The following is a 26,532-nucleotide window of genomic DNA, read 5'->3' on the forward strand; positions in this document are numbered from 1 at the left end:
GATGAAACCGCCCCGTGCCGACCACCTTCGCCGTTCCGACTCCCCGTCCTCATAACCGAATCGCGTGGAAGCCATGATTTCAGCTCACGATCTGCATAAAAGCTTCAAGACCAAGACCGGTACCGTCCACGCCGTGCAAGGCGTCGACTTCGAGGCCCGCGACGGCCAGATCACCGGCCTGCTCGGCCCCAACGGCGCCGGCAAGACCACCACCCTGCGCATGCTCTACACCCTGATGCGGCCCGACCGCGGCGAAGTGCGCGTGGACGGCCTGGACGCCGGCCGCGACCCGGCCGCGGTGCGGCGCGCGCTCGGCGTGCTGCCGGATGCGCGCGGCGTCTACAAGCGCCTGACCGCGCGCGAGAACATCGCCTACTTCGGCGAACTGCACGGCCTGTCGCGCGGCCTGATCGACGAGCGCACCCGCGCGCTGTCGCAGGCGCTGGACATGGGCGACATCCTCGACCGCCAGACCGAAGGCTTCTCGCAAGGCCAGCGCACCAAGACCGCGATCGCCCGCGCCCTGGTCCACGACCCGCGCAACGTGATCCTGGACGAGCCCACCAACGGCCTGGACGTGATGACCACGCGGGCGATGCGCGGCTTCCTGCGCGGCCTGCGCGAGGAGGGGCGCTGCGTGATCTTCTCCAGCCACATCATGCAAGAGGTGGCGGCGCTGTGCGACCGCATCGTCATCATCGCCAAAGGCCAGGTCGTAGCCGCCGGCACCGCCGACGAGCTGCGCGCGCAGACCGGCCAGGACAATCTCGAAGACGCCTTCGTCCAGGCGATCGGCAGCGACGAGGGCCTGCACGCATGAACACCGCCGCCTTTTCCGCCATGTGGGCGGTGATCCGCAAGGAACTGCTCGACATCTCGCGCGACCGCCGCACCCTCGCCATCGCCTTGTTGCTCGGCCCGCTGCTGTATCCGCTGCTGATGCTCGGCATGGGCGCGCTGGCCGAGAACCGCGCGCGCACCCAGCTCGACACCGAGCTGCGGGTGCCGGTGCGCGGCGCCGAGCACGCGCCGAACCTGATCAAGTTCCTCGCCACCCAGAACATCGTCGCGATCCCGGCGCCGGCCGACCTGGATGCGGCGATCCAGAACCAGGACCACGACGTCGCTCTGATCGTCGCCAAGGACTACGCCGAGAACTGGAAGCAGGGCGAGCCGGCCCTGGTCGAGATCGTCCAGGACAGCACCCGCCGCGACGCCGAGATCCCGAGCCGGCGCGTGCGCGCCGCGCTGGAGGGCTATAGCCGCCAGGTGGGCGTGCTGCGCCTGCTCGCCCGCGGCATCGCCGCCACGGTCGCCCAGCCGGTCAACGTCGGCGACCGCGACGTCGCCACGCCCGAGGCCAAGCGCGGCCTGGTGCTGTCGGCGCTGCTGCCCTACCTGCTGATCATGACGTCCTTCATCGGCGGCGCTTACCTGATCATCGACGCCACCGCCGGCGAACGCGAACGCCAGTCGCTGGAGCCCTTGCTGGCCACTCCGGCTTCGCGCGGCTCGATCGTCAGCGGCAAGATCGCCGCGGCCTGCATCCTCGGCCTGCTGTCGCTGTTGCTGACCCTGTTCGCCTTCAAGCTCAGTTCGCAGATGAGCAGCGGCATCGGCCAGATGCTCGACGTCAGCCTGCCGGCGATCGGCCAGATGCTGCTGATCCTGATGCCGATGTCGTTCATCGGCACCGCGCTGCTGACCTATCTCTCGGCCGCGGCCAAGAGCCTGAAGGAAGCGCAGAGCCACATCACCTGGCTGATGCTGATGCCGCTGCTGCCGACCTTCGTGTTGATGGTCAACCCGCTCAAGACCCAGCTGTGGCAGTTCGCGGTGCCGTTCCTGGCGCAGAACCAGCTGCTGCTCAAGGTGATCCGCGGCGAGGCGATCTCGGGCCAGATCTGGGCGGTGTACCTGGCCACGGCCTTCGCCCTGGCGGCGCTGCTGTGGTTCGCGGCGGTGCGCCGTTATCACAACGAGACGCTGGCGATTTCAGGCTGATTCGGCCGCCTCCAGCGGCCTTGGGCTGAGCCGGGCTTGGTCGAGCCGGCCAGCGTCGACTGGCCGGGCCGGCGGCAGCGAGGCCCTGGATCGAACCCTATCGCTGCGACACCCGGCAACACCCAAGAAAAAGCCCGGCTCACGCCGGGCTTTTTCGTTCTGCGATGGCGGCGAACGCCGCGCGGATCAACCGCCCGGGTTGAAGCCGATCGTGCGCCGGGTGGTGACCTGGCTCGGGACCGGCTGGAAACGCCACTTGCGCACCGCGTTGACGGCTTCGCGATCGAACACGCGGGCCGGGTTGGAGCGGACCACGCGCGCGGCGGTGACCGAACCGTCGGTGCCGACGGTGAACTCGACCTGGACCTCGCCCGACTGGCCGGCGCGCAGGGCTTCCGGCGGATAACGCGGCGCCGGGGTCGACACGGCGCGCAGTTCGCTGGCCGGGGTCGCGGTCGACGCCGTCGCCGCACGCTCGGTCGCGGCCGGGCGCTCGGCGCTGCGCTGTTCGCTGGCGCGCTGCTCGGCGGCGCGTTGGTCGGCCGCACGTTGCTCGGCTTCGCGCTGCGTCGCCGCCTGGCGTTCGGCGGCCTGCTGGGTCGCCAGTTGCTGGGCGGCCTGCTGCTGTTGCTGCTGCTGTTGAGTCTGGCGCTGCTTCTCCACCTCGGCCTGCTTCTTGAGCTGCTCTTCGGCGGTCAGCTTTTCCTGCTCGGCGCGCTTGGCCAGGGCCTCCTGCGAAGTGCCGATGCTGGCCTTCAGGCGGGCGACCGCCGGATGCTGCGGATCGGCGCGTTCGATCAGCGCGGCCAGGCGCTGGGCTTCGGCGAAGTCCTCGCGGCCCACGCTCTGTTCGGTCGCGATGACCGTCATCGGCAGCAGGTCGGTCAGCGCGCTCGAGGCCACGGCGTCGGCCGGGGCTTTCTCGCGCAGGGCGAGGTAGTACTCGACGGCGTTGTCCTCGGCCGGCGCGTACAGGCGGTTCTCCACATAGGCCTTGCGGGCGGCCTCGCGCAGCTGCTCGACCGACAAGGCCGAGACCTTGGCCGATACGGCGGTCTGCGCCGTCACCGCGGGAGCGGTGGCCGCGGTCGCGGGCGCCGCGTCCGTGGCGGGCGCGGCGTCTTCCTTCTTTCCGCAGGCCGCCAGCGCGCATCCCAGCGCGATCACGGCGGAGACCTGCATTACAGCGGACAGCCGGCTGTTACGCCGGTCATTGTTAGCGACGATCATTGGCAAAAACTCCCCTGAAGTACGCGAGACCCGTCCGATACGGGGCCGGGCGCACGCCCGATAGGACGCGCTACGGAGCCGCGTTTGTCAAGCGTTCAGGTTGGCTGGGGGCCCCGGGATAGGCGTCAGACATGGAGTGTGCCACCCATCGCGGCCCGGACCGATACCGGGTGTGTCGGTTCGCGCCCCTGGCGCGACGAATTGCACAAATTTCGTCACCCGGCGGCGCCCCGGCCGAGGCGACGTCGCGGCGATGCAACATCGTGCGCGGCGCGGGGTTGCGCGGGCCCGGCCGGGACACGGGCAGGCGGTCGCATCGCGTCCACCTTGCCCTCCCCCCGTGCGGCCCCGGTACGGTCCGAACCCGACCCACCGGCCGGGCCCGCCGACCGTCGCTGACCTCACATCGGTCTGCTCCGGATCGGTCTGCTCCGGATCGGCTTGCCCTGGATCGGTCTGCTCTAAAGCGGCCTGCTCTAAACCAGCCTGCTCTAAACCAGCGTGTTCTAGAATCGCCGCACCACAGGCAGGGAGCGGGACATGAGCATTCTGGGTTTCATCAAGGGCGAGCTGCTGGAGATCATCGAGTGGACCGATGATTCGCGCGACACCCTGTCGTTCCGCTACCCGGACGACGACAAGGAGATCAAGAACGGCGCCCAGCTGATCGTGCGCGAGTCGCAGCAGGTGCAGTTCGTCGCCGCCGGCCAGTACGCCGACCTGTTCGGACCCGGCAAGCACACCCTCAAGACCGAGAACATCCCGGTCCTGTCGACCATCCTGGGCTGGAAGTACGGCTTCAACTCGCCGTTCAAGTGCGACGTCTACTTCCTCAACACCCGCCTGTTCACCGGCAACAAGTGGGGCACCTCCAACCCGGTGATGATGCGCGACGCCGACTTCGGCGTGGTCCGCCTGCGCGCCTTCGGCACCTACGATTTCCGCATCGTCGACGCACCCAAGTTCCTCAGGGAAGTGGCCGGCACCGACCAGAATTTCCGCCTCGACGAATTCGCCGACACCATGCGTTCGCGCATCGTCAGCGTGTTCACCGAGGCCCTGGCGACCGCCAACGTGCCGGCGCTCGACGTGGCCTCGCGCTACGGCGAACTCGGCGACGCGCTGCTGCCGATCATCAACCCGGCCATGACCGGCAAGTACGGCATCGAGATCACCGCCTTCGTGCTCGAGAACGTGTCCGTGCCGCCGGAAGTCGAGAAGGCCATCGACGCGCGCTCGAGCATGGGCGTGGTCGGCAACCTCAACGACTACGTGAAGTTCCAGATGGGCCACGCCATGGGCCAGGGCGGCGAAGCCGGCGCGGCTGCCGCGGTGCCGGCGCAGATGGCGGTCGGCTTCGGCATCGCCCAGGAAATGATGCGCAGCATGCAGAGCGGGCAGGCGCAGGCCCCCGCCGGCGCGACTCCGCCGCCGGTGCCGGGGGCGGCCAACGCGCTTGAGGTGCTGACGCCCGAGCAGGCCGCCGCCGCGCTCGGCGTCTCGGTCGAGGACGTCATGGCCGCGATCGCCGCAGGCGAGCTCAAGGCCCGCAAGATCGGCAGCGCCACCCGCATCGCCAAGGCCGCACTCGAAGAATTCCTGCGCGGCTGATGGACAACGCCACCGTCGGCAAGCATCCCTGCCCGGAGTGCGGCGGGGATCTGCAATGGAATGCGGCCAAGCAGTCCCTGGCCTGCCCCTACTGCGGCACGATCGTGCCGTGGTCGCCTGCGCAAGAAGCGCTGGGCGAGCAGGTCGTGGAACTGGATCTGGTCAGCGCGCTCGCCCAGCACCCCAGCGACCAGCGCGGCTACGGCGGCGGCGGCGAACGCCGCGAAGTGCAATGCCAAAGCTGCAAGGCGATCTCGGTGTTCGTCGACGGCAAGGTCGCGCAGCGCTGCGAATTCTGCGGCTCGCCGGCGGTGATCGACCACGAATCGCTCGGCGATGCGATCACCCCGCAGAGCCTGCTGCCGTTCAAGATCAGCGACGGCCAGGTGCGCGACATCATCCGCAAGTGGTACGGCACGCGCTGGTTCGCGCCGAACCGGCTCAAGCACGCCGCCCTGACCGACACCCTCAAGGGCGTATACCTGCCGTACTGGACCTTCGACGCCCACGTCTCGGCGGACTGGACCGCCGAGGCGGGTCATTACTACTACGAGACCGAGAGCTACACCGAAAACGGCCAGCACAAGACCCGCCAGGTGCGCCACACCCGCTGGGAACCGGCGGCCGGCTCGTTGCAGCACTTCTTCGACGACGACCTGGTGCCCGGTACGGTCGGCGTGCACGCGAACCTGCTCGAACAGATCGGCCAGTTCCCGACCACCAGCGACCTCAAGCCGTATTCGCCCGAGTTCGTGCGCGGCTGGATCGTCGAGCGCTACCAGATCGACCTGCGCGCCGCCTCGGTGCTCAGCGAAAGCTCGATGCAGGAACAGACCCGCAGCCTGTGCTCGGCCGAAGTCCCCGGCGACACCCAACGCAACCTGCAGGTCGACGCCACGTATCGCGGCCGCACCTTCAAACACATCCTGGTGCCGGTCTGGCTGGTCAGCTACACCTACGGCTCGCGCAGCTTCCAGGTGTTGGCCAACGGCTACACCGGGCAACTCGCCGGCGAGCGGCCCTACAGCTGGGTCAAGATTTTCCTCGCGGTGGTGGCGGCGTTGATCGCGGCGGTGGTGGTGTTCGGGGTGTTGGGGCGCTGATCGCGCCGGCAACCGGACTCGCGCTGTCGTCGCTGGGTTCGACCGCATCAGAATGAGATCTGTCCTTCCCGTGTAGGAGCGGCGTGAGCCGCGACCACGGGACGCGGTGAGTCGACAAGGCAGATGTCGCCTGTCGAAGCAACGCACTTTCGCCAGGGTAGGAGCGGCGCGAGCCGCGACCGCGCCGTAACAGTCTCGCTGCGTATCGCTCAAGCAAGATCTAGGTCTAGGTCTAGATCAAACGCCAAGAGCTTCCGCCACTAAAGCGGCGGGTTACTTTCTTTTGTCTAAAGCAACAAAAGAAAGGTAACCAAAGAAGTTGCTTTTCTTTGAATCACAGGCCCGCACGAGCGGTGCATCCGCGGGGCTTTTTCATACGGGACATCCCTGTCCCGATGAAAAACAGCGCGCATCCCTGCGCGCCGCCCTCCGGGTCTTCGTTTGCCTTCGCTAGTGCGAATCGGCGCACAGCGACAGCAACCGCTACGACGGCTTGTTCGGGGCTTTGGGGTAGGAGCGGCGCAAGCCGCGACCGCGAATTCGCGGCTGCCGGCGCGGGCAGTCGTGGTCGCGGCTTGCGCCGCTCTTACCCTTAGAGCGAGATTCGCCGTTGCCGTTGCCGAGATGTTGATCTGCTTTGCCGCTTTACCGGTCAAGTAGAGACCCGGAGGGCGGCGCACAAGACGTGCGCCGTTTTCCGATAAGACAGGGACGTCTTATCGGAAAATCCCCGCGACAGCATCGCACTCGTGGCCTGTGCCCTTGCAAGGAAAGCCCTTTTCTTTGGTTACCTTTGACCGAAGGGAATCCAGACGGACTTTTGGGCTTAGCAAAAGAAAGTAACCCGGCCGCGTCAGCGGACGGAAGCTCTAGATGTTGCTTCAACGCTTTGCGGTAAGAAATACAGCACCGGCCAGTTTCGCGGTCGCGACTTGCGTCGCTCCTACCCCTTGCGGCTCCGAGAGCGACGAGGCGAGATCGAGGCAATGCGGTCGCGGCTTGTGACCGAAGGAAATCCAGTAGGACGCCGCTCCTACCCTGGAGCGATGGAAAGCGACGACGAGAACTCAAGCAACGCGATCGGCGGCGACCGGTTCCATGCGCACGCTATTTGCCGATACAAAAACTCGAGAAGATATGCCCCAGCAGATCATCGGCGCGCACCCGCCCGGTGATTTCGCCGAGCGCCTCGTGCGCCTGCCGCAAGGCCTCCGCGGCCAGGTCGAGCATCTCGTGATCGAGCTGCACGCGCGCATCGTCGAGCTCTTCGCGCGCGCGCAGCAAGGCGTCGACATGACGCGCGCGCGCGGTGAAGGCGCCTTCGGAGGATTCGGCGGCGTCGCCCTGCGCCATGGCGCGCAGGCGCGCATGCAGGCCGTCGAGCCCGGCGCCGCTGCGGGCGGAGACGAATACACGGTCTTCGCCGCCGATATCGACCGGCGTCGGCGAGCCGTAATCGGATTCGATCAGGTCGATCTTGTTGTAGACGTACAACCGCGCCGGCACTTCGGCGATCGCCTCGGCGACCGCCTGCAGACCGGTTTCGGGATCGCTGGCGTCGAGCACCACGATGGCCAAGTCGGCGCGACCGAGTTCGCCGCGCGCGCGGCGCATGCCTTCGCGCTCGATCGCATCGCCGCCGTCGCGCAGGCCGGCGGTGTCGACCAGGGTCAGTTCGACGCCGTCGAGCTTGACTGTCTCGTGCAGCAGGTCGCGGGTGGTGCCGGCGATGTCGGTGACGATGGCGCGGTCGCTGCCGGCCAGCGCGTTCAATAAGGAGCTCTTGCCGGCGTTCGGCGGGCCCACGATCACCGCATGCAGGCCATCGCGCAGGCGGCGGCCGCGTTCGGCGGCGGCGAGCAGGTCGTCGAGTTTCGCTGAGGCGGCAGCGAAGCGCGCGAGCAGCGCCGAGCCGCCCAGGGTGTCGAGCGGTTCGTCGGCGAAGTCGATCGCGGCTTCGACGTGGACGCGGATGGCGAGCAGATCGCCGGCCAAGGCCTCGACCCGGCGCGAGAACTCGCCGTCGAGGGCGCGCCGTGCGGCACGCGCGGCGCGGCCATCGGCGGCGGCGATCAGGTCGGCCACCGCTTCGGCCTGGGCGAGGTCGAGGCGGCCTTCGAGAAACGCGCGTTCGCTGAATTCGCCGGGGCGCGCGCGCCGCGCGCCGAGGGCGCAGGCGCGTGCGAGCAGGGTTTCGAGCAAGGCCGGGCCGCCGTGCGCCTGCAGTTCGACCACGTCTTCGCCGGTGTAGCTGGCCGGCGCGGCGAAGTACAGGGCGATGCCGTCGTCGATGGTCTCGTCGCGCTCATCGCGGAAGCGTACGTAATGCGCATGGCGCGGCCGCAGCGCGCGCGCCGCGACGGTCTCGGCGATCGCCAGCGAACGCGGACCGGACAGGCGGACGATGCCGACCCCGCCGGCGCCGGGCGCGGTCGCGATGGCGGCGATGGTGTCGCGGGCGGGGGCGTCGGTCATGGGCGACATGATAGTGGTCCCTCCGTCGTCGTCACGAAAGTAACGCGGTCCGGCTTGTAGGAGCGGCGTCCTACTGGGATTCGCCTGTCGCTGCGATGAGCTTGCGCCGGCCTTTGCGGGACCGCACCCGCGGCTTGTGACCGAAGGAAATCCAGTAGGACGCGGTTGCTCCCCGGCACACCCCACAAGCACGAAGCCCGCCTGGCGGCGGGCTTCGTCGATCGGTTCAGGACGCGAACCGGATCGTCATTCCTTGCCGGTCGCCGGCGTCGCTTCGGCGTAGCGCTTGGTGGTCAGGTACTGCTGCAGCAGGCCGAGGCCGCCGTTGGCCACTTGGTACAGCACCAGGCCGGCCGGCAGGAAGGCCAGGATCACGCCGAAGATCAGCGGCATGAACTGCATCATCTTGGCCTGAGCCGGGTCCATGCCGGTCATCGGCGTGAGCTTCTGGGTCGCCCACATGATCGCGATGTTGATCAGCGGCAGCACGAAGAAGGGATCGCGCGCGGTCAGATCCTGGATCCAGCCGAACCACGGCGCATGACGCAGCTCGACCGACTCGGCGAGCATCCAGTACAAGGTCATGAAGATGATCATCTGCGGCAGCAGCGGCAGGCAGCCGCCGACCGGATTGATCTTCTCCTTCTTGTACAGCTCCATCAGCGCCATCTGGAACTTCTGCTTGTCGTCGCCGTAACGCTCCTTGAGCTGCGCGACGCGCGGCTGGAACTTGCGCATCTTCGCCGCCGACTTGTACTGCGCCGCCGACAGCGGGTACAGGGCGAGCTTGAGCAGCACCACCAGGCCGACGATGGCCCAGCCCCAGTTGCCGAACAGGTTGTGCATTTTCTCCAGCAGCCAGAACAGGCCGTTGGCGAGGGTCGCGAAGATGCTGTAGCTGCTGAAGTCGACGGCGCGGTCGAGGCCGGCCACGTCCTGGGCTTCGATCGCCTTGACCAGCTTCGGGCCGACCCACAGGCGAGCTTCCGTCACGGCCTTGGCGCCCGGGGCGACGTTGACGCCGGGGCCCATGTCGCGGATCAAGTACTGCGGCGCGGCGCCGGCGCTGAGTTCTTCGAGCGAGAACTGGCCCGCGTCCTTCGCGCCCGGGATCCAGGCGGCGAAGAAGTGGTGCTGCAGCATCGCGATCCAGCCGCCGTTGACCTGCTTGTCGAGCTTGCCGTCGTCGCTGAAGTCCTCGAACTTGCGCTTCTCGTACTTGTCGGTCGGGCTGTACCACGCCGCGCCCTGGAAGCTGTACTGCTCGGGGCTGAAGGGCCCCTTGTGGGCGAGCTCGCGCGGCACCCGGCTGAGCTGGCGGTAGACGTAGCCCTGCCACGGCGAGGTGCTGGCGTTGACGACTTCGTCGCGCACGCGCACGGCGTAGTCGCCGCGGCGGAAGGTGTAGGTGCGCTGGATGCTGACGCCGTTCGGGCCGGTCCAGGTGAACGGCACGGCGAGCTCGTTGACGCCCGCGGCCAGGACCAGGTTGCGCTGGTCGCCGGCGTAGCGGAAACCCGACTCGTGGGTCGGCGCGGCGTTGCCCTGGCTGACCCAACCGCTCTGGGCGACGAAGTACAGGGTCGAGTCGCTCGCCAGCAAACGCATCGGCGGGCTGTTCGGCTCGGAGGTCATCGGGTATTTGAGCAGGTCGGCTTCGCTGAGCTCGCCCCCGCGCAGGTTGACCTTGAGCACGTCGGTGGTCACCACGACCAGGGCCTCGCCGGCGGTCGCGCCGGCGGTGGTCACCGTCGAGGCGGGGGCCGGGGTGTTCGGCACCGCGGCGGTGTTCGGAGCGCCCGGCACGCCGGCGGCAACCGCGGGCGCCGCCGTGGGCACGCTGCTGGCCGGTGCGACGGCGGCCGCAATCGGAGCCGGCGGCGCCGACTTCTCCTTGCCCCACTCCATCCACAACAAAGTCGCCACCATCAGCCAGGCGAGGATCAGAAAAGCACGGGTCTGGTTCATGGGCAGCAGGCAGGCTCAGCCGGGACCGGGGTCCGGCAGGGGGTCGGAGGGGGAAGCGGCCGGCATTGTGCCGGGCGCAGGAGTCAGGGGCAATGCAGGCGCAGGCCGGGTACCGGCGCGCTTGAGCAGACTGTGGAAAGCGGTGCGGAGTTCCTCGCCGCTGCAGCGCGAGGCGCCGGGGCGGGCGACGATCACATAGTCGCCCGGCGCCAGTTCGTCCCGGGCATGGCGGAAGGCGTCGCGCAACACGCGCTTGATGCGGTTGCGGCCGACCGCATGCGGATCGACCTTGCGCGACACGGCCAGACCCAGTCGCGGGGCGACGGCCTGATCGGCTTGGAAATGCAAAGCAAGCACGGGCAGCGCCACGCGCCGACCATGCTTGAAAATTCGATCGAAGTCGGAGCGCGCGCGTACCCGCGCGGTGCGCGGGAAGCGGGTCGAATTCATCGTATGCGTACGGCCGCGCGACGCTGGGTCAGCGCAGGCGGCCGAATCGACGCTTAGGCGCAGAGACGCTTGCGGCCCTTGGCGCGACGACGGGCGAGAATCTTGCGGCCGTCGGCGGTCGCCATGCGGGCACGGAAACCGTGGTCGCGCTTGCGCTTGAGGTTGCTGGGCTGGTAGGTGCGCTTGGTGGCCATGATCCGGCTCGATGTAACGACGTAATAGGACCGCCGATTCTAGAGGTCGCCCAGAGTCCGGGTCAAGCCCTTGTTTACTTTGACGTTTGGACCGGCCCATCGACGGCGCCGTCGTGCGCGTTGGCGCGACGCGCGCAGCCTGTGCATGAACCTGTGGATTAGTCCTGTTCCGGACTGGGTCCCGATGGTAGTCTGACCGACCCCCGGCCCTGTCCGCCACGATGTTCGCATCGTGCGCTCGGCCGCTTTCGTCCGCTGCGCCGCCAGGCCTGCCGACCGAGTCAGTTACGCATAAGAAGACGCATTACAGATGGAAGCCTGGCCCCGCTGCCTCGAACGCCTCGAAGCCGAATTTCCGGTCGAGGATGTACATACCTGGTTGAAACCGCTGCAGGCGACGCGACGCGACGACGTCACCGTGCTGTATGCGCCGAACGCGTTCGTGGTCGAACACGTGCGCGAACGTTACCTGGGCCGTATTCGCGAGTTGCTGTCGTATTTCGCCGGCAGCGGCGAGGTCAGCCTCGAGATCGGTTCGCTGCCGCGGGCGGTGCCGGCGGTGGCGCGCGAATCGGAGATCGCGGTCAGCGCGCCGCGTCCGGTCGCGCCGCCCGAGCCGTTCCAGGGCAACCTCGACAATCACTACACCTTCGACAACTTCGTCGAAGGCCGCAGCAACCAGCTCGGCCGCGCCGCGGCCTGGCAGGCGGCGCAGAAACCCGGCGAACGCGCCCATAACCCGTTGCTGTTGTACGGCGGCACCGGCCTGGGCAAGACCCATCTGATGTTCGCCGCCGGCAACGCCATGCGCGACGCCAATCCGGCGATGCGGGTGATGTACCTGCGTTCGGAGCAGTTTTTCAGCGCGATGATGAAGGCGCTGCAGGACAAGACCATGGATGCGTTCAAGCGTCAGTTCCAGCGCGTCGACGCGCTGCTGATCGACGACATCCAGTTCTTCGCCGGCAAGGACCGTACCCAGGAAGAGTTCTTCCACACCTTCAATGCGCTGTTCGACGGCAAGCAGCAGATCATCCTGACCTGCGATCGCTATCCGCGCGAAGTCGAAGGCCTGGAGCCGCGGCTGAAGTCGCGCCTGGCCTGGGGCCTGTCGGTCGCGATCGAGCCGCCGGACTTCGAGACCCGCGCCCAGATCGTGATCTCCAAGGCCAAGGAACGCGGCGCCGCGGTGCCCGAGGAAGTCGCGTTCCTGCTGGCCAAGAAGATGCGCTCGAACGTGCGCGACCTGGAAGGCGCGCTCAACACGCTGACCGCCCGCGCCAACTTCACCGGCCGCGCGATCACTACCGAGTTCGCCCAGGAAACCCTGCGCGATCTGCTGCGTGCGCAGCAGCAGGCGATCGGCATCCCCAACATCCAGAAGACCGTGGCAGACTACTACGGCCTTCAGATCAAGGACTTGTTGTCGAAACGGCGTACGCGCTCGCTCGCTCGTCCACGTCAGGTCGCCATGGCGCTGACCAAGGAACTGACCGAGCACTCGTTGCCGGAGATCGGCGATGCCTTCGCCGGTCGCGACCACACGACCGTTTTGCATGCCTGCCGGCAGATCCGCACCTTGATGGAAACCGACGGCAAGCTGCGTGAGGATTGGGACAAGTTGATTCGCAAGCTCAGTGAGTGAGGCCACCCGGACCGCATCCGCGGTCCGCGCTCACCCGATGGGAACGCAACACCGCTCGATGGCGTCGTCGTAAACCGCGAGAGTTCGGTGCCGACGTTCGTGGTCCGGATGCCCGTCATCCGCCTCGTTCGCCGAAACCGGAACCCTGCCAGGCGGATGCCTGCCTGGAACGCTTGAGTTGTCGCCGCCGCCACCGCTTGCAAGACGGTCCGCGCTGCGACGAGACACAAGGTAATCGGTAAGTGTTTGTTGCGAAAGGCATAACTCGGGGGATGAAAGTCGTACAAACTGTGGACAAGTCAGTGGCCGCCAATCGGCGCCCTTTTTATCCACAGGATGTACCGTATGCCCAGGGCCAGTTCTACCCGCTTTTGAAGTACCGAAAACCGCTTGTAAATCAATTGCTTAAATGACTTCTCCAGCGTTTTTCGCTACACCATCACCACCAAGCTTTTGATTTATACATCTCTTTAGTAATGGGCTTAGGCCCACCGACGGGCAAGGGGTCCGCATGCGTTTCAGCCTGCAACGCGAAGTCTTTCTCAAGCCGTTGGCCCAAGTGGTCAACGTCGTCGAACGCCGGCAGACCTTGCCGGTCCTGGCCAACCTGCTCGTGCAGGTCAAGGACGGGCAGCTCTCGCTGACCGGTACCGATCTCGAAGTCGAAATGATTTCGCGGGTCGCGGTCGACGATGCGAAGGACGGCGAAACCACGATTCCGGCACGCAAGCTGTTCGAGATCATTCGAGCGCTTCCGGACGGCAGCAAGGTCACCGTTTCGCAGACGGCGGAGAAGGTCACGGTCCAGGCAGGACGGTCGCGCTTTACGCTCGCCAGCCTGCCGGCCAACGACTTCCCGTCGATCGACGAAGTCGAAGCCACCGAACGAGTCCGGGTACCGGAAGCCGCCCTCAAGGAGCTGATCGAACGCACCGCGTTCGCGATGGCCCAGCAGGACGTGCGCTATTACCTCAACGGCCTGTTGTTCGACCTGCGCGAGAACAGCCTGCGCTGCGTCGCCACCGACGGACACCGCCTCGCCCTGTGCGAAGCGCCGTACGAAGGCAATGCGCAGACCAAGCGCCAGATCATCGTGCCGCGCAAGGGCGTGCAGGAATTGCAGCGTCTGCTCGAAGGCGGCGATCGCGAAGTCGAGCTCGAGATGGGCCGCGGGCACATCCGGGTGAAGCGCGACGATGTCACCTTCACCAGCAAGCTCATCGACGGCCGTTTCCCGGATTACGAAGCGGTGATCCCGATCGGCGCCGATCGCGAGGTCAAGATCGAGCGCGAAATCCTGCGTGCGTCCCTGCAGCGTGCGGCGATTCTGTCGAACGAGAAGTACCGCGGCGTGCGCATCGAGGTCTCGCCGGGCCAGCTCAAGATCAGCGCGCATAACCCGGAACAGGAAGAAGCGCAGGAAGAAGTCGAAGCCGACACCAAGGTCGATGACCTGGCGGTGGGCTTCAACGTCAACTATCTGCTCGATGCCCTGACCGCATTGCGCGACGAGCACGTGATCCTGGCGCTGCGCGACGCGAACTCCTCGGCCCTGGTGCGCGAGGCTTCGAACGAACGTTGCCGCCATGTCGTGATGCCGCTGCGCCTGTAACGGCAAGCGCAGCGAAACCGGGCCAACCGCCCGGTTCCACGTGGAACATCACACGCCCGGCCAGTCCGGGCGTGTCCGTTTGTGGCTTTCGGATCGCCTGCCCGACTGCCGGCCCTCCCCTTCTGCGATCATCTGCCGATGCATGTCACCCGTCTGGAAGCCCGTGGATTCAGGCGTTTCGCCGAAGTCAGCCTGCTGCCGGCTCCCGGAATCAACCTGATTACCGGCGAGAACGGTGCGGGCAAGACCAGCCTGCTCGAAGCCCTGCACCTGATGGCTTACGGCCGCAGTTTCCGGGGCCGCGTGCGCGATGGCCTGATCCGGGCCGGCGACCCCGCGCTCGAGGTCTTCGTCGAATGGCAGGAGGCGCGGCGCGAGCAGCGCCGCAAGGCCGGACTGCGCCACAGCGGCCAGGAATGGGTCGGCCGCCTCGATGGCGCCTCGGTGTCCCAGCTCGGGGAACTGTGCGCGGCCTTGGCCGTGGTCAGTTTCGAGCCCGGCAGCCATTCCCTGATCACCGGAGCCGGCGAGATCCGCCGCCGCTACCTCGATTGGGGGTTGTTCCACGTGGAACCTGACTTCACTCCGCTATGGCGGCGCTATACCCGGGCATTGAAGCAGCGCAACGCCCTGCTCAAGGCGCGGGCCCGCGACGGCCAGCTCGATGCCTGGAACCACGAGCTCGCCGAGGCCGGCGAGCCCCTGACCCGGCGCCGCCACCAGTACCTCGACGAACTGCAGCCGAAGTTTTCGGCCCTGGCCGCCGAACTGGCGCCGGGGCTCGGCGCGGTGCGCCTGGATTACCTGCCGGGCTGGCGCCGCGACGAGTTTCCGCTCGCCGATGCCCTGCTGCTGGCCCGCGAACGCGACCAACTGGCCGGCTACACCTCGGTCGGGCCGCACCGGGCCGACTGGCGTATCGCCTTCGGCGGCCTACCCGGCCGCGAGGCTTTGTCGCGGGGCCAAGCCAAGCTCACCGCCTTGTGCGCCCTGCTCGCCCAGGCCGAGCACCATGCCGCGATCCGCGGCGAATGGCCGGTGGTGGCCCTGGACGACCTTGCCTCCGAGCTGGACCGGAATCATCAGCAACGGGTGCTGGAACGCCTGCTGGCGTCGAAGGCCCAGGTTTTCATCACCGGCACCGATCCGCCGCCGGCCCTGGCCTCGATGCAGGTCGAACTGACCAGGTTCCACGTGGAACATGGATTGCTCGGCGAGCTGCCGCAGTCGGGCTGAGCCACGGCGCTCGAAACGCCCCGAGAATCCCTATCGGGAGTCGGCGGACCGAGGCCTTCGACACAGAGGGCTCGTGGTTTCGGGCGACCGGGGCTTCGACCGCGCTGGCCCGGAAGTCCGGTGATTGAGGTGCGGCCTTGCTCGCGGCTGCCCGGACCCGGTCGTGCAACCATCGGCCGCTTCGCGTGGCCCCAGCCGAGAATGCTGCCACTTGCGGGGGAGCGGGCCTCCTATTCCCGACGGCCGCCCTCGCCCAACAAGGTCCGCCGAGCTAATACCGTGGCAGCGAAGCCGCTAACGACAAGCCTTGAGCGGCGCCAAAGCCGGTCCAGGACCCAAAACCTTCGTTTCAACCCATGTTCCACGTGAAACATGGGCCTCATCTCCCGCGCCGGCTTTAAAAACCCCGGCTTCGCCACCATCTCAGAGGCCTGGACGGCGCTGTAAGCGCCTCGGAGCCCGTTCCAGGGACGAGCGCCACCCACCCGGCGCTCCGGCGCCGCGTCCGTCGTAGCGCGGGGCCGTACGCCCCGCCTGCTATACTTCGATCACTTCTTTACTGTGTCTCGACGCGTCCGGCGCCCTCGCCGGCAGCGCGTCGTCGGAGCCTGTTGACGCAATGACCAACACCGAGCACGACCCCTCGCAAGATCCGACCTCCGCCCCGGCCCCGCAATCGCAGACCTACGACTCCAGCAAGATCACTGTCTTGCGCGGTCTCGAGGCCGTGCGCAAGCGCCCGGGCATGTACATCGGCGACGTCCATGACGGCACCGGCCTGCACCACATGGTCTTCGAGGTTGTCGACAACGCCATCGACGAAGCGCTGGCGGGTCATGCCGACGATGTGATCGTCACCTTGCACGAAGACGGTTCGGTTTCCTGCTACGACAACGGTCGCGGCATTCCGGTCGACATCCACAAGGAAGAAGGCGTGTCCGCGGCCGAGGTGATCCTCACCGTGCTGCATGCCGGCGGCAAGTTCGACGACAACAGCTACAAGGTGTCCGGCGGTCTGCACGGCGTCGGCGTGTCGGTGGTCAACGCCCTGTCCGAGCACCTGTGGCTGAACATCTGGCGCGACGGTCACCAGTACCAGCAGGAATACGCCCTCGGCGAGCCGATCTACCCGCTCAAGCAGCTCGAGGCCTCGAGCAAGCGCGGCACCCTGCTGCGCTTCAAGCCGGCCGTGGAGATCTTCACCGACGTCGAATTCCACTACGACATCCTGGCCAAGCGCCTGCGCGAGCTGTCGTTCCTGAATTCCGGGGTCAAGATCACCCTGGTCGACGAGCGCGGCGAAGGCCGCCGCGACCTGTTCCAGTACGAGGGCGGCATCCGTTCCTTCGTCGAGCATCTGGCCCAACTCAAGACGCCGTTGCACCCGAACGTGATCTCGGTGTCGGGCGAACAGAACGGCATCACCGTCGAGGTGGCGCTGCAGTGGACCGACTCCTACCAGGAGACGATGTTCTGCTTCACCAACAATATTCCGCAGAAGGACGGCGGCACCCACCTGATCGGGTTCCGCGCCGCCCTTACCCGCACCCTGACCAACTACATCGAACAGAGCGGCCTGGCCAAGCAGGCCAAGATCGCCCTGTCGGGCGACGACATGCGCGAAGGCATGATCGCGGTGCTGTCGGTCAAGGTGCCGGACCCGAGCTTTTCCTCGCAGACCAAGGAAAAACTCGTCAGTTCCGAGGTCCGCCCGGTCGTTGAGAGCACGTTCGGTGCACGTTTGGAGGAGTTCCTGCAGGAACACCCCAACGAGGCCCGTGCCATCACCGGCAAGATCATCGACGCCGCCCGCGCCCGCGAAGCCGCGCGCAAGGCGCGCGACCTGACCCGCCGCAAGGGCGCGCTCGACATCGCCGGCCTGCCCGGCAAGCTCGCCGACTGCCAGGAGAAGGACCCGGCGCTCAGCGAACTGTTCATCGTCGAGGGCGACTCCGCAGGCGGCTCGGCCAAGCAGGGCCGCAACCGCAAGACCCAGGCGATCCTCCCGCTCAAGGGCAAGATCCTCAACGTCGAGCGCGCGCGTTTCGACCGCATGCTCGGCAGCGCCGAAGTCGGCACCCTGATCACCGCGCTCGGCACCGGCATCGGCAAGGACGAGTACAACCCGGACAAGCTGCGCTATCACCGCATCATCCTGATGACCGACGCCGACGTCGACGGCTCGCACATCCGCACCTTGCTGCTGACGTTCTTCTACCGGCAGATGCCCGAGCTGATCGAGCGCGGCCACATCTACATCGGCCTGCCGCCGCTGTACAAGATCAAGCAGGGCAAGAACGAGCTCTACCTCAAGGACGATGCCGCGCTCGACGCTTACCTCGCCGGCAACGCGGTCGAAGGCGCCGGGCTGATTCCGGCCGCCGGCGAACCGCCGATCGAAGGCGCGGCGCTGGAGAAGTTGCTGCTGGCTTACGCCAGTGCGCGCGAAACCATCGCCCGCAACGCGCATCGCTACGATCCGAACGTGCTGCAGGCGCTGATCGATTTCACCCCGCTCGACACCGCGCATCTGCTGGCCAATGTCGACGAGCGCCACGAACTCGACCTGCTCGAAAAGCGTCTCAACCAGACCGGCCTGGGCAAGCCGCGTTACGCGCTGGAACTGCATCCGGCCAACGAAACCCGCCAGGCCGCATTGCTGGTCACGCGCAATCACATGGGCCAGCAGCTGATCCAGGTGTTGCCGTTGTCGGCGTTCGAAGGCGGCGAGCTGCGTTCGCTGCGCGAAGCGGCGTCGATGCTGCACGGCCTGGTGCGCGAAGGCGCGCAGATCGTGCGCGGCAACCGCGCGCAGGCGGTCACCAGCTTCGCCCAGGCCCAGGCCTGGTTGCTCGAAGAAGCCAAAAAAGGCCGCGCTATCCAGCGATTCAAGGGTCTGGGCGAAATGAACCCCGAGCAGCTGTGGGACACCACGGTCAATCCGGAAACGCGTCGCCTGCTGCAGGTGCGCATCGAAGACGCCGTCGCCGCCGATCAGATCTTCAGCACCCTGATGGGCGATGTGGTCGAACCGCGCCGCGAGTTCATCGAAGACAACGCGCTGAAGGTGGCCAATCTCGACGTCTGATCCGGCGGCGTCTGATCCGGTTGCGGATCCGATCCCCGCGTCGTCGCCCTCGCCGGCGACGACGCGCCGCGGATGGTTGGGCAGCGTCGCCGGATTCGCGATCGACTTGCTGCTGTCGGTGATGTTGCTCGCCGCGTTCGTCATGATCGGCGGTGTGCTGTGGGGACTGTTGCAAGGCTTGCGCGGCGTCCCGGTCGAAATGGACGCCGGCTCCGATGCGATGATCGCGATCACCCTGGTCGGCACCGGCCTGGGCGCATTGACGGTTTATCTTTTGCGTCGCCGGGCGACGCGCGAGGAATGCGCCGCCTCGTGGCGCGCCCTGTGGCGAAAATCGACCTGGCTCGCGATCCTGGTGGCCCTGCTCGCGACCACCGGTTTCAGCATGCTGGTCGGCCTGCTCGCGCAGCAGCTGCAGGTCGAGATGACGCCCAGCAACCTGGTGCTCAGCGAAGCGGTCGCCAAACATCCGTTTCTGTTGCTGATCTTCGCCGTGCTGATCGCGCCGGCCTACGAAGAATTGCTGTTCCGGCGGGTGCTGTTCGGCCGACTGTGGGCCGCGGGGCGGCCCGGGCTGGGCCTGACGCTGAGCTCGATCGCCTTCGCACTGGTCCATGAGCCGCCCGGGCTCGGCGCCAGCCAGGGCTGGAACATGCTGATGCTGTGGGCGGTGTACGCCTTCATGGGCGCGGTCTTCGCCGCCACCTACCGGCGCACCGGTACCCTGTGGGCGGCCTTTGCGGTGCATGCGCTCAACAACCTGGTGGCAGGTACGGCGCTTTTTGCAAGCCTTTGAGGCACCCTCGTTGACGAAGTATTAATCCAGGCGGCGCTACAAAGTTAGTTCGTTCTGGGGAATCGTCATGAAACGCATCCTGTTTGCGCTTTCGGTCGCCGCCGTGGTGACCGCCTGCGCCACCACGACTTCGCCGACCGGGCGTACCCAGCACATCGGTGCGGTGTCGCAGGAGCAGCTCAACCTGATGGGCGCCAAGGCCTTCGAAGAGGCCAAGAGCAAGCAGCGCCTGAGCACCGACCCGCGCCAGAATGCCTACGTGCGCTGCGTGGTCAACTCGATTACCCGGCAACTGCCGCAAGGCTGGCAGGCGAACTGGGATGTGGCCCTGTTCGCCGACAATTCGCCGAATGCCTTCGCCCTTCCGGGCGGCAAGGTCGGCGTCAACACCGGCATTTTCACGGTCGCCAAGAACCAGGACCAGCTCGCGGCGGTGATCGCCCACGAGATCGGCCACGTGGTCTCGCGCCATCACGACGAACGCATCACCCGGCAAATGAGCGCCCAGGTCGGCCTGGGCATCCTCGGCAGCCTGGTCGGCTCGCGCTACGGCGAGGGGGCGGTCAACGCCACCAACCAGCTCGGCGGCGCGGCCCTGCAGACGGCGTTCTTGCTGCCGGGCTCGCGCACCCAGGAAAGCGAGGCCGACGTGGTCGGCCAACGGCTGATGGCGCAGGCCGGCTACGACCCGCGCCAGGCCGTGAACCTGTGGCAGAACATGATCGCCGCGAGCGCTTCGCGGCCACCGCAATGGCTCTCTACCCACCCCGACCCGCAATCGCGCATCCAGGAGCTGAACGCTCGCGCCGGGGCCTTGATTCCCACCTTCGAGCAGGCCCGCGCCTCCGGCCGTACGCCGAAGTGTGGATGAAATCCAGGTGAAAATGGCTGTGTTAACCCGTATCGCGCGGCCCCAAGTTTCTGTTAGCGTGACGGCCCCTTGGCCATGCGCCGTTCCGCCACAAGGCCACCCGCCTGCGGCCGCTGAGTCTCTCTGAGGTGAGTACATGAACAAGCAACCCACCCGCCGTAGCACCCTGCTGGCCGCCGCGATGGGCGTGACGCTGGTCTTCGGCGCAGTCTCCCAGGTCAACGCGCAGAGCATGGCCGAGCGCAATGCGCAGCGCCGCGCCAACAAGGAAAGCAGCAAGGGCAGCACCACCAAGGCCGAGAACCAGTTCCCGAACGCGACGCGCACCGCGCCCGACGCGAAGGCTTCGTCGAAGGGCGGCGCCAAGCTGCAGAAGATGATGGAGTTCTACGACAAGGAAAAGGCTGCCGAAGCCCGCGCCGTCGCCGACGAAATCATCGCCAACACCGCCTTCAACGCTTACGAGCGTTCGTTCGCCGCGCAGATCGGCGCCCAGCTCGCCTACGACGGCGACGACAGCAAGGCCGCGATCGCCTATCTCAAGCAAGCGCTGGAATTCAACGGCCTCGACAACAACGGCCATTTCGGCGCGATGTTCATGATGGCCCAGCTGCAGCTGCAGGAAGACCAGTACGCCGATTCGCTGGCGACGGCCGATCGCTTCCTGGCGGAAACCAAGAGCACCAAGCCCGAGCACCTGATCGTGCGCGGCAACGCCTTGTACCGTCTGGAGCGTTATCCGGAAGCGGCCAAGGCGATCAAGCAAGCCATCGACGCCTCGCCCGAGCCGAAGGTCGAATGGCAGCAATTGCTGATGGCCAGCTACATTGAGAACAATCAGGGTGCCGACGCGGCCAAGATCGCCGAGGCGATCGCCGCCAAGACCCCGAACGACAAGCGCGCCCAGATGAATGTCGCCGCGGTGTACTCGCAGGCCGACATGCTCGACAAGGCCGCCGTCGTGCTGGAAAAGGTCCGCGCCGCCGGTCAGTTCACCGAAGACAAGGACTACCGCCAGCTCTACGCCACCTATCTGAATCTGGATGGCAAGGAGAAGGAAGCGGCCGGCGTGATCACCGAGGGCCTCGAGAAGGGCGTCCTCAAGCCGGACTACCAGGCCTACGTGGCGCTGGCCCAGTCCTATTACTTCTCCGATCAGACCGCGAAGTCGATCGACGCGTACAAGAAAGCGGCTCCTCTCGCACCGGATGGTGAGACGTACCTGAATCTCGCCCGTGTTCTGTGGCAAGAGGATCGCATTCCCGAGGCAAAGGAAGCCGCCAAGCAGGCGATAGCGAAGGGCGTTAAAAAGCCCGACGACGCCAACAAGATTCTCGCGCTGAAAGGCAAGTAATTCAGCAAAGAGATGCCCAACCGCGCTTGGAACCTGTGACGCGGTTTGGTATATGCTAGGAGGTTCCCGCGACTGGAAACGGTTGCAGGAACCGAACGATGGCCCGAGGCGCCCTGGCGTCCGGAAACACCTCCCGAGCTGACGGCATGACGCAAGACCTCGAACTCCAAGTTAGGAAAGATGACAACGACCGCGAAGGGTTGAACTGGGCACGTATTGCCGGTATCACCTGCGCGATCGCTGTGCATGCCGCGGCGCTCCTGTTGTTGCTGGCCCCAATGACGCCACCTGCCCAGCAGCAGGACGAAGAGCAGGTGACGATGGTCAACATCATCAAGCCTCCGCCGCCGCCCCCGCCGCCGCCGCCGCCGCCGCCGGAACCGCCCAAGGAGCTCAAGCAGCCTCCGAAGGAACTGTCCCCGCCGCGACCGACCCCGACTCCCCCGCCGCCGGACCAGCCGCCGGTCGAGAATCTGGACCCGAGTCCGATCGACCCGCCTGCGCCGCCGCCGGCTCCGCCTGCGCCGCCGACGGCCGCCAGCGACATCGGCTCCAGCGTCGATCCGTCCTCGCGTCGCCTGAATCCGCCGAAGTACCCGCCGACCGAAGCCCGTCAGGGCGTAGGCGGTACCGTAGTCCTGGTCATCAGCATCGACGCCCAGGGCAACGTCATGGACGTGCAGGTCGAAAAATCCAGCCGTAACCGCAATCTGGATCGCGCGGCCATGGACGCTGCCCGCAAGTGGCGCTTCAACCCTGAAGTGCGCAACGGTCAACCGGTCGCCAGCCGCGTCCGCGTTCCCGTCGATTTCGTCCCGCCGACCTGATCGGGGTCGGCGCGACTGTTGTCCCGCCTGATGAACACCGCTACTTCGTAATACCTTCTTTCCTTTCCACGACATTCAAAGGTAAGCGTCATGCTGCAGCAAACCACCACCGCCGCCGCCGGAGGCTCCAACGCTGAAGCGCTTCAGCAGATGAGCTTTTCGCATCTGTTGCAGAACTTCGACCTCGTCGGCTGGATCGTGTTCATCACGCTCACGCTGATGTCGGTTCTGTCGGTCTACTGGATCGTCATCAATTTCGTTAAGAATCTGCGCCTGCGCGGCTCTTCCGACCGCGTCGTCAGCACGTTCTGGGAAACCCCGAACGCCCAGGACGCGATCCGCTACATGGAAGAACAGTCGCGCAGCGAACCGTTCTCCAAGATCGCCCTCGACGCCGCCCAGGCCGCCGCTCACCACCAGCGCCACGAAGGTTCGCGTCTGGTCGAGTCGCTGAACCGCTCGGAGTTCGTCGATCGCGCCCTGCGTCAGGCCGTGACCCGCGAGAGCTCGCGTCTGGAAGCCGGTCTGACCGTGCTCGCCACCGTCGGCTCGACCGCTCCGTTCGTCGGTCTGCTCGGTACGGTCTGGGGCATCTACCACGCCCTGCTCCGCCTCGGCGCCAGCGGCGAGTCCTCGATCCAGGCCGTTGCCGGCCCGGTGGGCGAAGCGCTGATCATGACCGCGATCGGTCTGTTCGTCGCGATCCCGGCCGTGCTCGCCTACAACTTCTTCGTGCGTCTGAACCGTGTCACGAACAACAAGTTCGACACCTTCGCCCACGACCTGCACGACTTCTTCGCCACCGGCTCGCGCGTCGGCGAACTGTCGAACAAGCGCTAATCAACACTGACGCCTCTCATTTAGCGTAGTTGGAGTTCGGACATGGCCTTCAGTACAGGCAACGACAACGGCCCGATGGCCACCATCAACGTCACGCCCCTCGTGGACGTGATGCTGGTGCTGCTGATCATCTTCATGATCACCGCGCCGCTGATGACCCATAAGGTCGAAATCAAGCTGCCCGAAGCCACTCTCACCAAGACGGAGGAGCCGCCCAAGACTCCGCCGATCACCTTGGCGATCCAGGAGAGCGGCTCGCTGTATTGGAACGACGAGCCGATCACCCGCGACCAGCTGGAGAGCCGTCTTTCGGTTGAAGCGCAGAAGACCCCGCAGCCGCAGATCAACGTCCGCGGCGACCGCACCACGAAGTACCGCGTGGTCAATGAAGTGGTGACCATTGCGCAGAGGCAGGGCATGCGCAAGGTCGGCTTCATCGCGATCAAAGAACGTTAATCGGAGACCGAGCACATGGCTTTCAGCAACAACTCCGATAGCGGCGCGATCTCCGACATCAACGTGACCCCGCTGGTCGACGTGCTGTTGGTGCTGCTGATCATCTTCATGGTCACGGCGCCCACGGTGTCTTACCCGATCGACGTCAACCTGCCGCAACCGACGTTGAACCCGCCGCCCCAGACGCAGGAGCCGCCGCCGCCGATCGCGCTGCGGATCGATTCGACTGGCCAGGTGTTCTGGAACGACAACCCGACGCCGCTGCAGGCGATCCCGGGGATGATGAAGGAAACGGTTCAACGCGATCCCACCAATCAACCTCTGCTAGAAATCGACACCAACGAAGACGCCGAATACGGCATCCTCGCCAAGGTGCTGGCTTACGCCAAAAACGCAGACATGAAAAAGATCGGTTTCGTCCAGAAGTAATTCTTGCGAAACCGACGCTTACCGTCGTGAGAACGCCGCCCACCGGGCGGCGTTTTTTTATGCGCGATCGCCGCCTCTTGCGCGACGAACTGTGACGGGCTTAACGTGAAGCCGGGCGTCCCGCCCCAGGATGGAGGTGCTTATGGCCGGCTCCGCTTACTCCGTTTCCGCGTACCGCAACGACGAGGTCGTCGCTGAAATCAACGTCACGCCCCTGGTCGATGTGCTGTTGGTGTTGTTGATCATCTTCATGGTCACCGCGCCGGTCCTGACCGGGCAATTGAACCTGAGCCTGCCCGTTTCCCGCGACAAGCCGGTGCCGGTGGCGCCCAAGGCGATGCTGATCGTCGAGCAGGACGGAAGCTTCGAGCTCGACGGCCGCAGTCTGTCCGCAACCGAGTTGCCGGCCGCATTGAAGGCGCTGGCGGTGGCCTCGCCCGACACCGTGCTCGAGGTTGGTGCGAACGCCGATGCCGATTACCAGGGATTCACCCACGCGATTTCGGCCGCGCGCGACAGCGGTTTGAGCAATATCTCGACGCGTTGAGGAAGGTCCGCCTGCGTTGAGCGTTCGTATCGACCACGATGGGACGGCCGCCTGCGAGGGCGGCCGTTTTTCATGGCTTCGCGTGGCGACTGCGTTATTTCAGTCCTGCGCCTGCAACGGCGCTAACCTTCTGTAGGAGCGGCGTGAGCCGCGACCAAGGGATTCGCAAAGGTGACAACGCCGTTGTCGCTCGTCGAAACGGTTTACTTTCGCAGGGTAGGAGCGGCGTCCTACTGGATTTCCTTCGGTCACAAGCCGCGACCGCGATGTGATGGTCTTGTGGCGCGTCTATCAAAAGCAAAGCTTCCGTCCGCTGACGCGGCCGGGTTACTTTCTTTTGCTAAGCCCAAAAGTCCGTCTGGATTCCCTTCGGTCAAAGGTAACCAAAGAAAAGGGCTCTCCTTGCAAGGGCACAGACCACGAGCTCGCTGCTAGCGCCGGGATTTTTCGATAAGACGTCCCTGTCTTATCGAAAAACGGCGCACGTCCTGTGCGCCGCCCTCCGGGTCTCCACTTGACCGGTAAAGCGGCAAAGCAGATCAAAATATCGGCAACGGCAACGGCAACGGCAACGGCAACGGCAACGGCAACGGCAACGGCAACGGCAACGGCAACGGCAACGGCAACGGCAACGGCTAAGCAGAAGTTACCGTTGCCTTAAAGGTTTTGCTGTGTCGTTGCTGTGTCGTTGCTGTGCGGCGCCGCGCACTAGCGAAGGCAATCGAAGACCCGGAAGGCGGCCCGCATGGATGCGGGCCGTTTTTCATCGGGACAGGGATGTCCCGTATGAAAAATCCCTGCGTATGCACCGATCGTGCGGGCCTGTGATTCAAAGAAAAGCATTTTTCTTTGGTTACCTTTCTTTTGTTGCTTATGACAAAAGAAAGTAACCCGCCGCTTTAGTGGCGGAAGCTCTTGGCGTTTGATCTTGATCTTGCTTTAGCGAGGCGCCGCGAACCCTCGCAGCGCGGTCGCGGCTCACCCCGCGCCTTCCCCACGCGCCGCTACGAGACTACGAACCGCTCAACGCGTCTTCGCGATCACATCCAGATACCCGCGCACCGTCGCATCCAAACCTTGATACAAGGCCTCGCCGATCAGGGCATGGCCGATCGACACTTCCAGGACATTCGGGACCCCTCGCAGGAAGGCGCCGAGGTTGGCCTGGCTGAGGTCGTGGCCGGCATTGACGCCGAGGCCGGCGGCTTGCGCGCGGCGGGCGGCGGCGGCGAAGGTCAGCAACGCGGTGTCGAGGTCGCCGCCGTCGAAGGCTTCGGCATAAGGACCCGTGTAGAGCTCGACCCGCGCGGCACCGAGTTCGGCGGCGCGCTCGATGCCGTCGCGGTCGGCGTCGGCGAACAGGCTGACGCGGCAGCCGAGCTCGGCGAGTTCGGCTATCAAGGGGCGCAGCCGCTCGCCGTCGCGTTCGAAATCGAAGCCGTGGTCGGAAGTGAGCTGGTCGTCGCCGTCGGGCACCAGGGTGACCTGGGCCGGAAGCGTCGCGCGGCACAGGGCCTGCAGGCCGGGGTAGCCCGCGCGCGGCGGTGCGAACGGATTGCCTTCGATGTTGAATTCGACGCCGCGGCTGCGGGTCAGTTCGGCGAGTGCGTAGACATCGTCGGCGCGGATATGGCGGGCGTCGGGACGCGGGTGCACGGTGATGCCGTGGGCGCCGGCATCGAGGCAGGCTTGCGCGGCGCGGCGCACATCGGGCTCGCCGCCGCCGCGCGAATTGCGCAGCACGGCGATCTTGTTGACGTTGACACTGAGGGCGGTCATGACGCGAAGCGTAGCGC

General features: G+C 66.1%; 22 protein-coding genes. 16 read left to right on the forward strand and 6 right to left on the reverse strand.

Annotation, left to right across the window (positions count from 1 at the left end; genetic code table 11):
- Window positions 1-73 precede the first annotated feature (73 nt).
- Both LC490_RS02115 and LC490_RS02120 read left to right on the forward strand, forming a co-directional pair.
- Window positions 74-820, forward strand: a complete 747-nt coding sequence (locus LC490_RS02115) for an ATP-binding cassette domain-containing protein (protein WP_031374027.1) — start codon at window positions 74-76, stop codon at window positions 818-820.
- Window positions 817-2,004, forward strand: coding sequence for an ABC transporter permease (locus LC490_RS02120; RefSeq protein WP_031374028.1), 1,188 nt, complete (start codon window positions 817-819; stop codon window positions 2,002-2,004). The genes LC490_RS02115 and LC490_RS02120 overlap by 4 nt, the downstream gene beginning before the upstream one ends.
- A 186-nt stretch (window positions 2,005-2,190) precedes the next feature.
- Here the strand turns inward: LC490_RS02120 and LC490_RS02125 are convergent, their stop codons facing one another.
- A complete protein-coding gene (locus LC490_RS02125) occupies window positions 2,191-3,186 on the reverse strand; it encodes an energy transducer TonB (RefSeq protein WP_152566405.1) in 996 nt (331 codons plus the stop codon).
- 588 nt (window positions 3,187-3,774) lie between these two features.
- Here LC490_RS02125 and LC490_RS02130 point away from each other — a divergent pair.
- Window positions 3,775-4,845: an SPFH and helix-turn-helix domain-containing protein gene (locus LC490_RS02130; RefSeq protein ID WP_031374030.1), complete on the forward strand. Its 1,071-nt coding sequence runs from the start codon at window positions 3,775-3,777 to the stop codon at window positions 4,843-4,845.
- Entirely contained in the window at window positions 4,845-5,948 is a 1,104-nt protein-coding gene (locus tag LC490_RS02135; RefSeq protein WP_223619141.1) for a hypothetical protein, read from the forward strand. Before LC490_RS02130 ends, LC490_RS02135 begins: the two co-directional genes overlap by 1 nt.
- Before the next feature lie 1,107 nt (window positions 5,949-7,055).
- Here LC490_RS02135 and mnmE read toward each other — a convergent pair.
- From mnmE to rpmH, 4 genes are all read right to left on the reverse strand, one after another.
- Window positions 7,056-8,423, reverse strand: coding sequence for a tRNA uridine-5-carboxymethylaminomethyl(34) synthesis GTPase MnmE (gene mnmE / locus LC490_RS02140; RefSeq protein ID WP_223619292.1), 1,368 nt, complete (start codon window positions 8,421-8,423; stop codon window positions 7,056-7,058).
- Between the two features lie 246 nt (window positions 8,424-8,669).
- Window positions 8,670-10,391: a membrane protein insertase YidC gene (gene yidC / locus LC490_RS02145; RefSeq protein WP_223619142.1), complete on the reverse strand. Its 1,722-nt coding sequence runs from the start codon at window positions 10,389-10,391 to the stop codon at window positions 8,670-8,672.
- A gap of 15 nt (window positions 10,392-10,406) precedes the next feature.
- Window positions 10,407-10,841: a ribonuclease P protein component gene (gene rnpA, locus LC490_RS02150; protein ID WP_223619143.1), complete on the reverse strand. Its 435-nt coding sequence runs from the start codon at window positions 10,839-10,841 to the stop codon at window positions 10,407-10,409.
- 53 nt (window positions 10,842-10,894) lie between these two features.
- The gene (rpmH, locus tag LC490_RS02155; protein WP_031374044.1) at window positions 10,895-11,035 is read right to left on the reverse strand and encodes a 50S ribosomal protein L34; all 141 of its coding nucleotides are present in this window, start codon (window positions 11,033-11,035) and stop codon (window positions 10,895-10,897) included.
- A 310-nt stretch (window positions 11,036-11,345) separates the two neighbouring features.
- Between rpmH and dnaA the strand changes: the two genes are divergently transcribed.
- The 12 genes from dnaA to LC490_RS02215 all read left to right on the forward strand — a co-directional run bounded on the left by dnaA (window position 11,346) and on the right by LC490_RS02215 (window position 24,736).
- A complete protein-coding gene (dnaA, locus tag LC490_RS02160; RefSeq protein WP_031374043.1) occupies window positions 11,346-12,680 on the forward strand; it encodes a chromosomal replication initiator protein DnaA in 1,335 nt (444 codons plus the stop codon).
- Window positions 12,681-13,191: 511 nt separating this feature from the next.
- Window positions 13,192-14,292 (forward strand): DNA polymerase III subunit beta, encoded by a 1,101-nt coding sequence (dnaN, locus tag LC490_RS02165; RefSeq protein ID WP_031374042.1) that lies wholly within the window; start codon window positions 13,192-13,194, stop codon window positions 14,290-14,292.
- A gap of 138 nt (window positions 14,293-14,430) precedes the next feature.
- On the forward strand, window positions 14,431-15,528 hold the full coding sequence (gene recF / locus LC490_RS02170; protein ID WP_223619144.1) for a DNA replication/repair protein RecF: 1,098 nt from the start codon (window positions 14,431-14,433) through the stop codon (window positions 15,526-15,528).
- Window positions 15,529-16,147: 619 nt separating this feature from the next.
- Window positions 16,148-18,616, forward strand: a complete 2,469-nt coding sequence (gene gyrB / locus LC490_RS02175) for a DNA topoisomerase (ATP-hydrolyzing) subunit B (RefSeq protein ID WP_223619145.1) — start codon at window positions 16,148-16,150, stop codon at window positions 18,614-18,616.
- Between the two features lie 106 nt (window positions 18,617-18,722).
- Window positions 18,723-19,412, forward strand: coding sequence for a CPBP family intramembrane glutamic endopeptidase (locus tag LC490_RS02180; protein WP_255610582.1), 690 nt, complete (start codon window positions 18,723-18,725; stop codon window positions 19,410-19,412).
- 67 nt (window positions 19,413-19,479) lie between these two features.
- Complete coding sequence (locus LC490_RS02185) at window positions 19,480-20,283, forward strand: M48 family metallopeptidase (RefSeq protein ID WP_223619146.1); 804 nt, start codon at window positions 19,480-19,482, stop codon at window positions 20,281-20,283.
- 136 nt (window positions 20,284-20,419) lie between these two features.
- Window positions 20,420-21,637: a tetratricopeptide repeat protein gene (locus tag LC490_RS02190; protein WP_223619147.1), complete on the forward strand. Its 1,218-nt coding sequence runs from the start codon at window positions 20,420-20,422 to the stop codon at window positions 21,635-21,637.
- Between the two features lie 146 nt (window positions 21,638-21,783).
- A complete protein-coding gene (locus tag LC490_RS02195) occupies window positions 21,784-22,464 on the forward strand; it encodes an energy transducer TonB (protein ID WP_036149770.1) in 681 nt (226 codons plus the stop codon).
- 90 nt (window positions 22,465-22,554) lie between these two features.
- The gene (locus tag LC490_RS02200) at window positions 22,555-23,304 is read left to right on the forward strand and encodes a MotA/TolQ/ExbB proton channel family protein (protein ID WP_031374035.1); all 750 of its coding nucleotides are present in this window, start codon (window positions 22,555-22,557) and stop codon (window positions 23,302-23,304) included.
- Window positions 23,305-23,346: 42 nt separating this feature from the next.
- Window positions 23,347-23,760: a biopolymer transporter ExbD gene (locus tag LC490_RS02205; RefSeq protein ID WP_031374034.1), complete on the forward strand. Its 414-nt coding sequence runs from the start codon at window positions 23,347-23,349 to the stop codon at window positions 23,758-23,760.
- 15 nt (window positions 23,761-23,775) lie between these two features.
- Window positions 23,776-24,189 carry a biopolymer transporter ExbD gene (locus tag LC490_RS02210; RefSeq protein WP_031374033.1) on the forward strand — a complete coding sequence of 138 codons (414 nt, stop codon included), beginning with the start codon at window positions 23,776-23,778 and terminating at the stop codon, window positions 24,187-24,189.
- A gap of 142 nt (window positions 24,190-24,331) precedes the next feature.
- Window positions 24,332-24,736, forward strand: coding sequence for a biopolymer transporter ExbD (locus LC490_RS02215; protein WP_036149768.1), 405 nt, complete (start codon window positions 24,332-24,334; stop codon window positions 24,734-24,736).
- A 1,023-nt stretch (window positions 24,737-25,759) separates the two neighbouring features.
- On the opposite strand, the gene LC490_RS02220 is transcribed toward LC490_RS02215, so the two are convergent.
- Window positions 25,760-26,515, reverse strand: coding sequence for a pyridoxine 5'-phosphate synthase (locus LC490_RS02220; RefSeq protein WP_031374312.1), 756 nt, complete (start codon window positions 26,513-26,515; stop codon window positions 25,760-25,762).
- Window positions 26,516-26,532: the final 17 nt, after the last annotated feature.

Origin of the sequence: Lysobacter sp. ESA13C (assembly GCF_019970005.1) — a bacterium.
Lineage (GTDB): Bacteria > Pseudomonadota > Gammaproteobacteria > Xanthomonadales > Xanthomonadaceae > Lysobacter > Lysobacter antibioticus_B.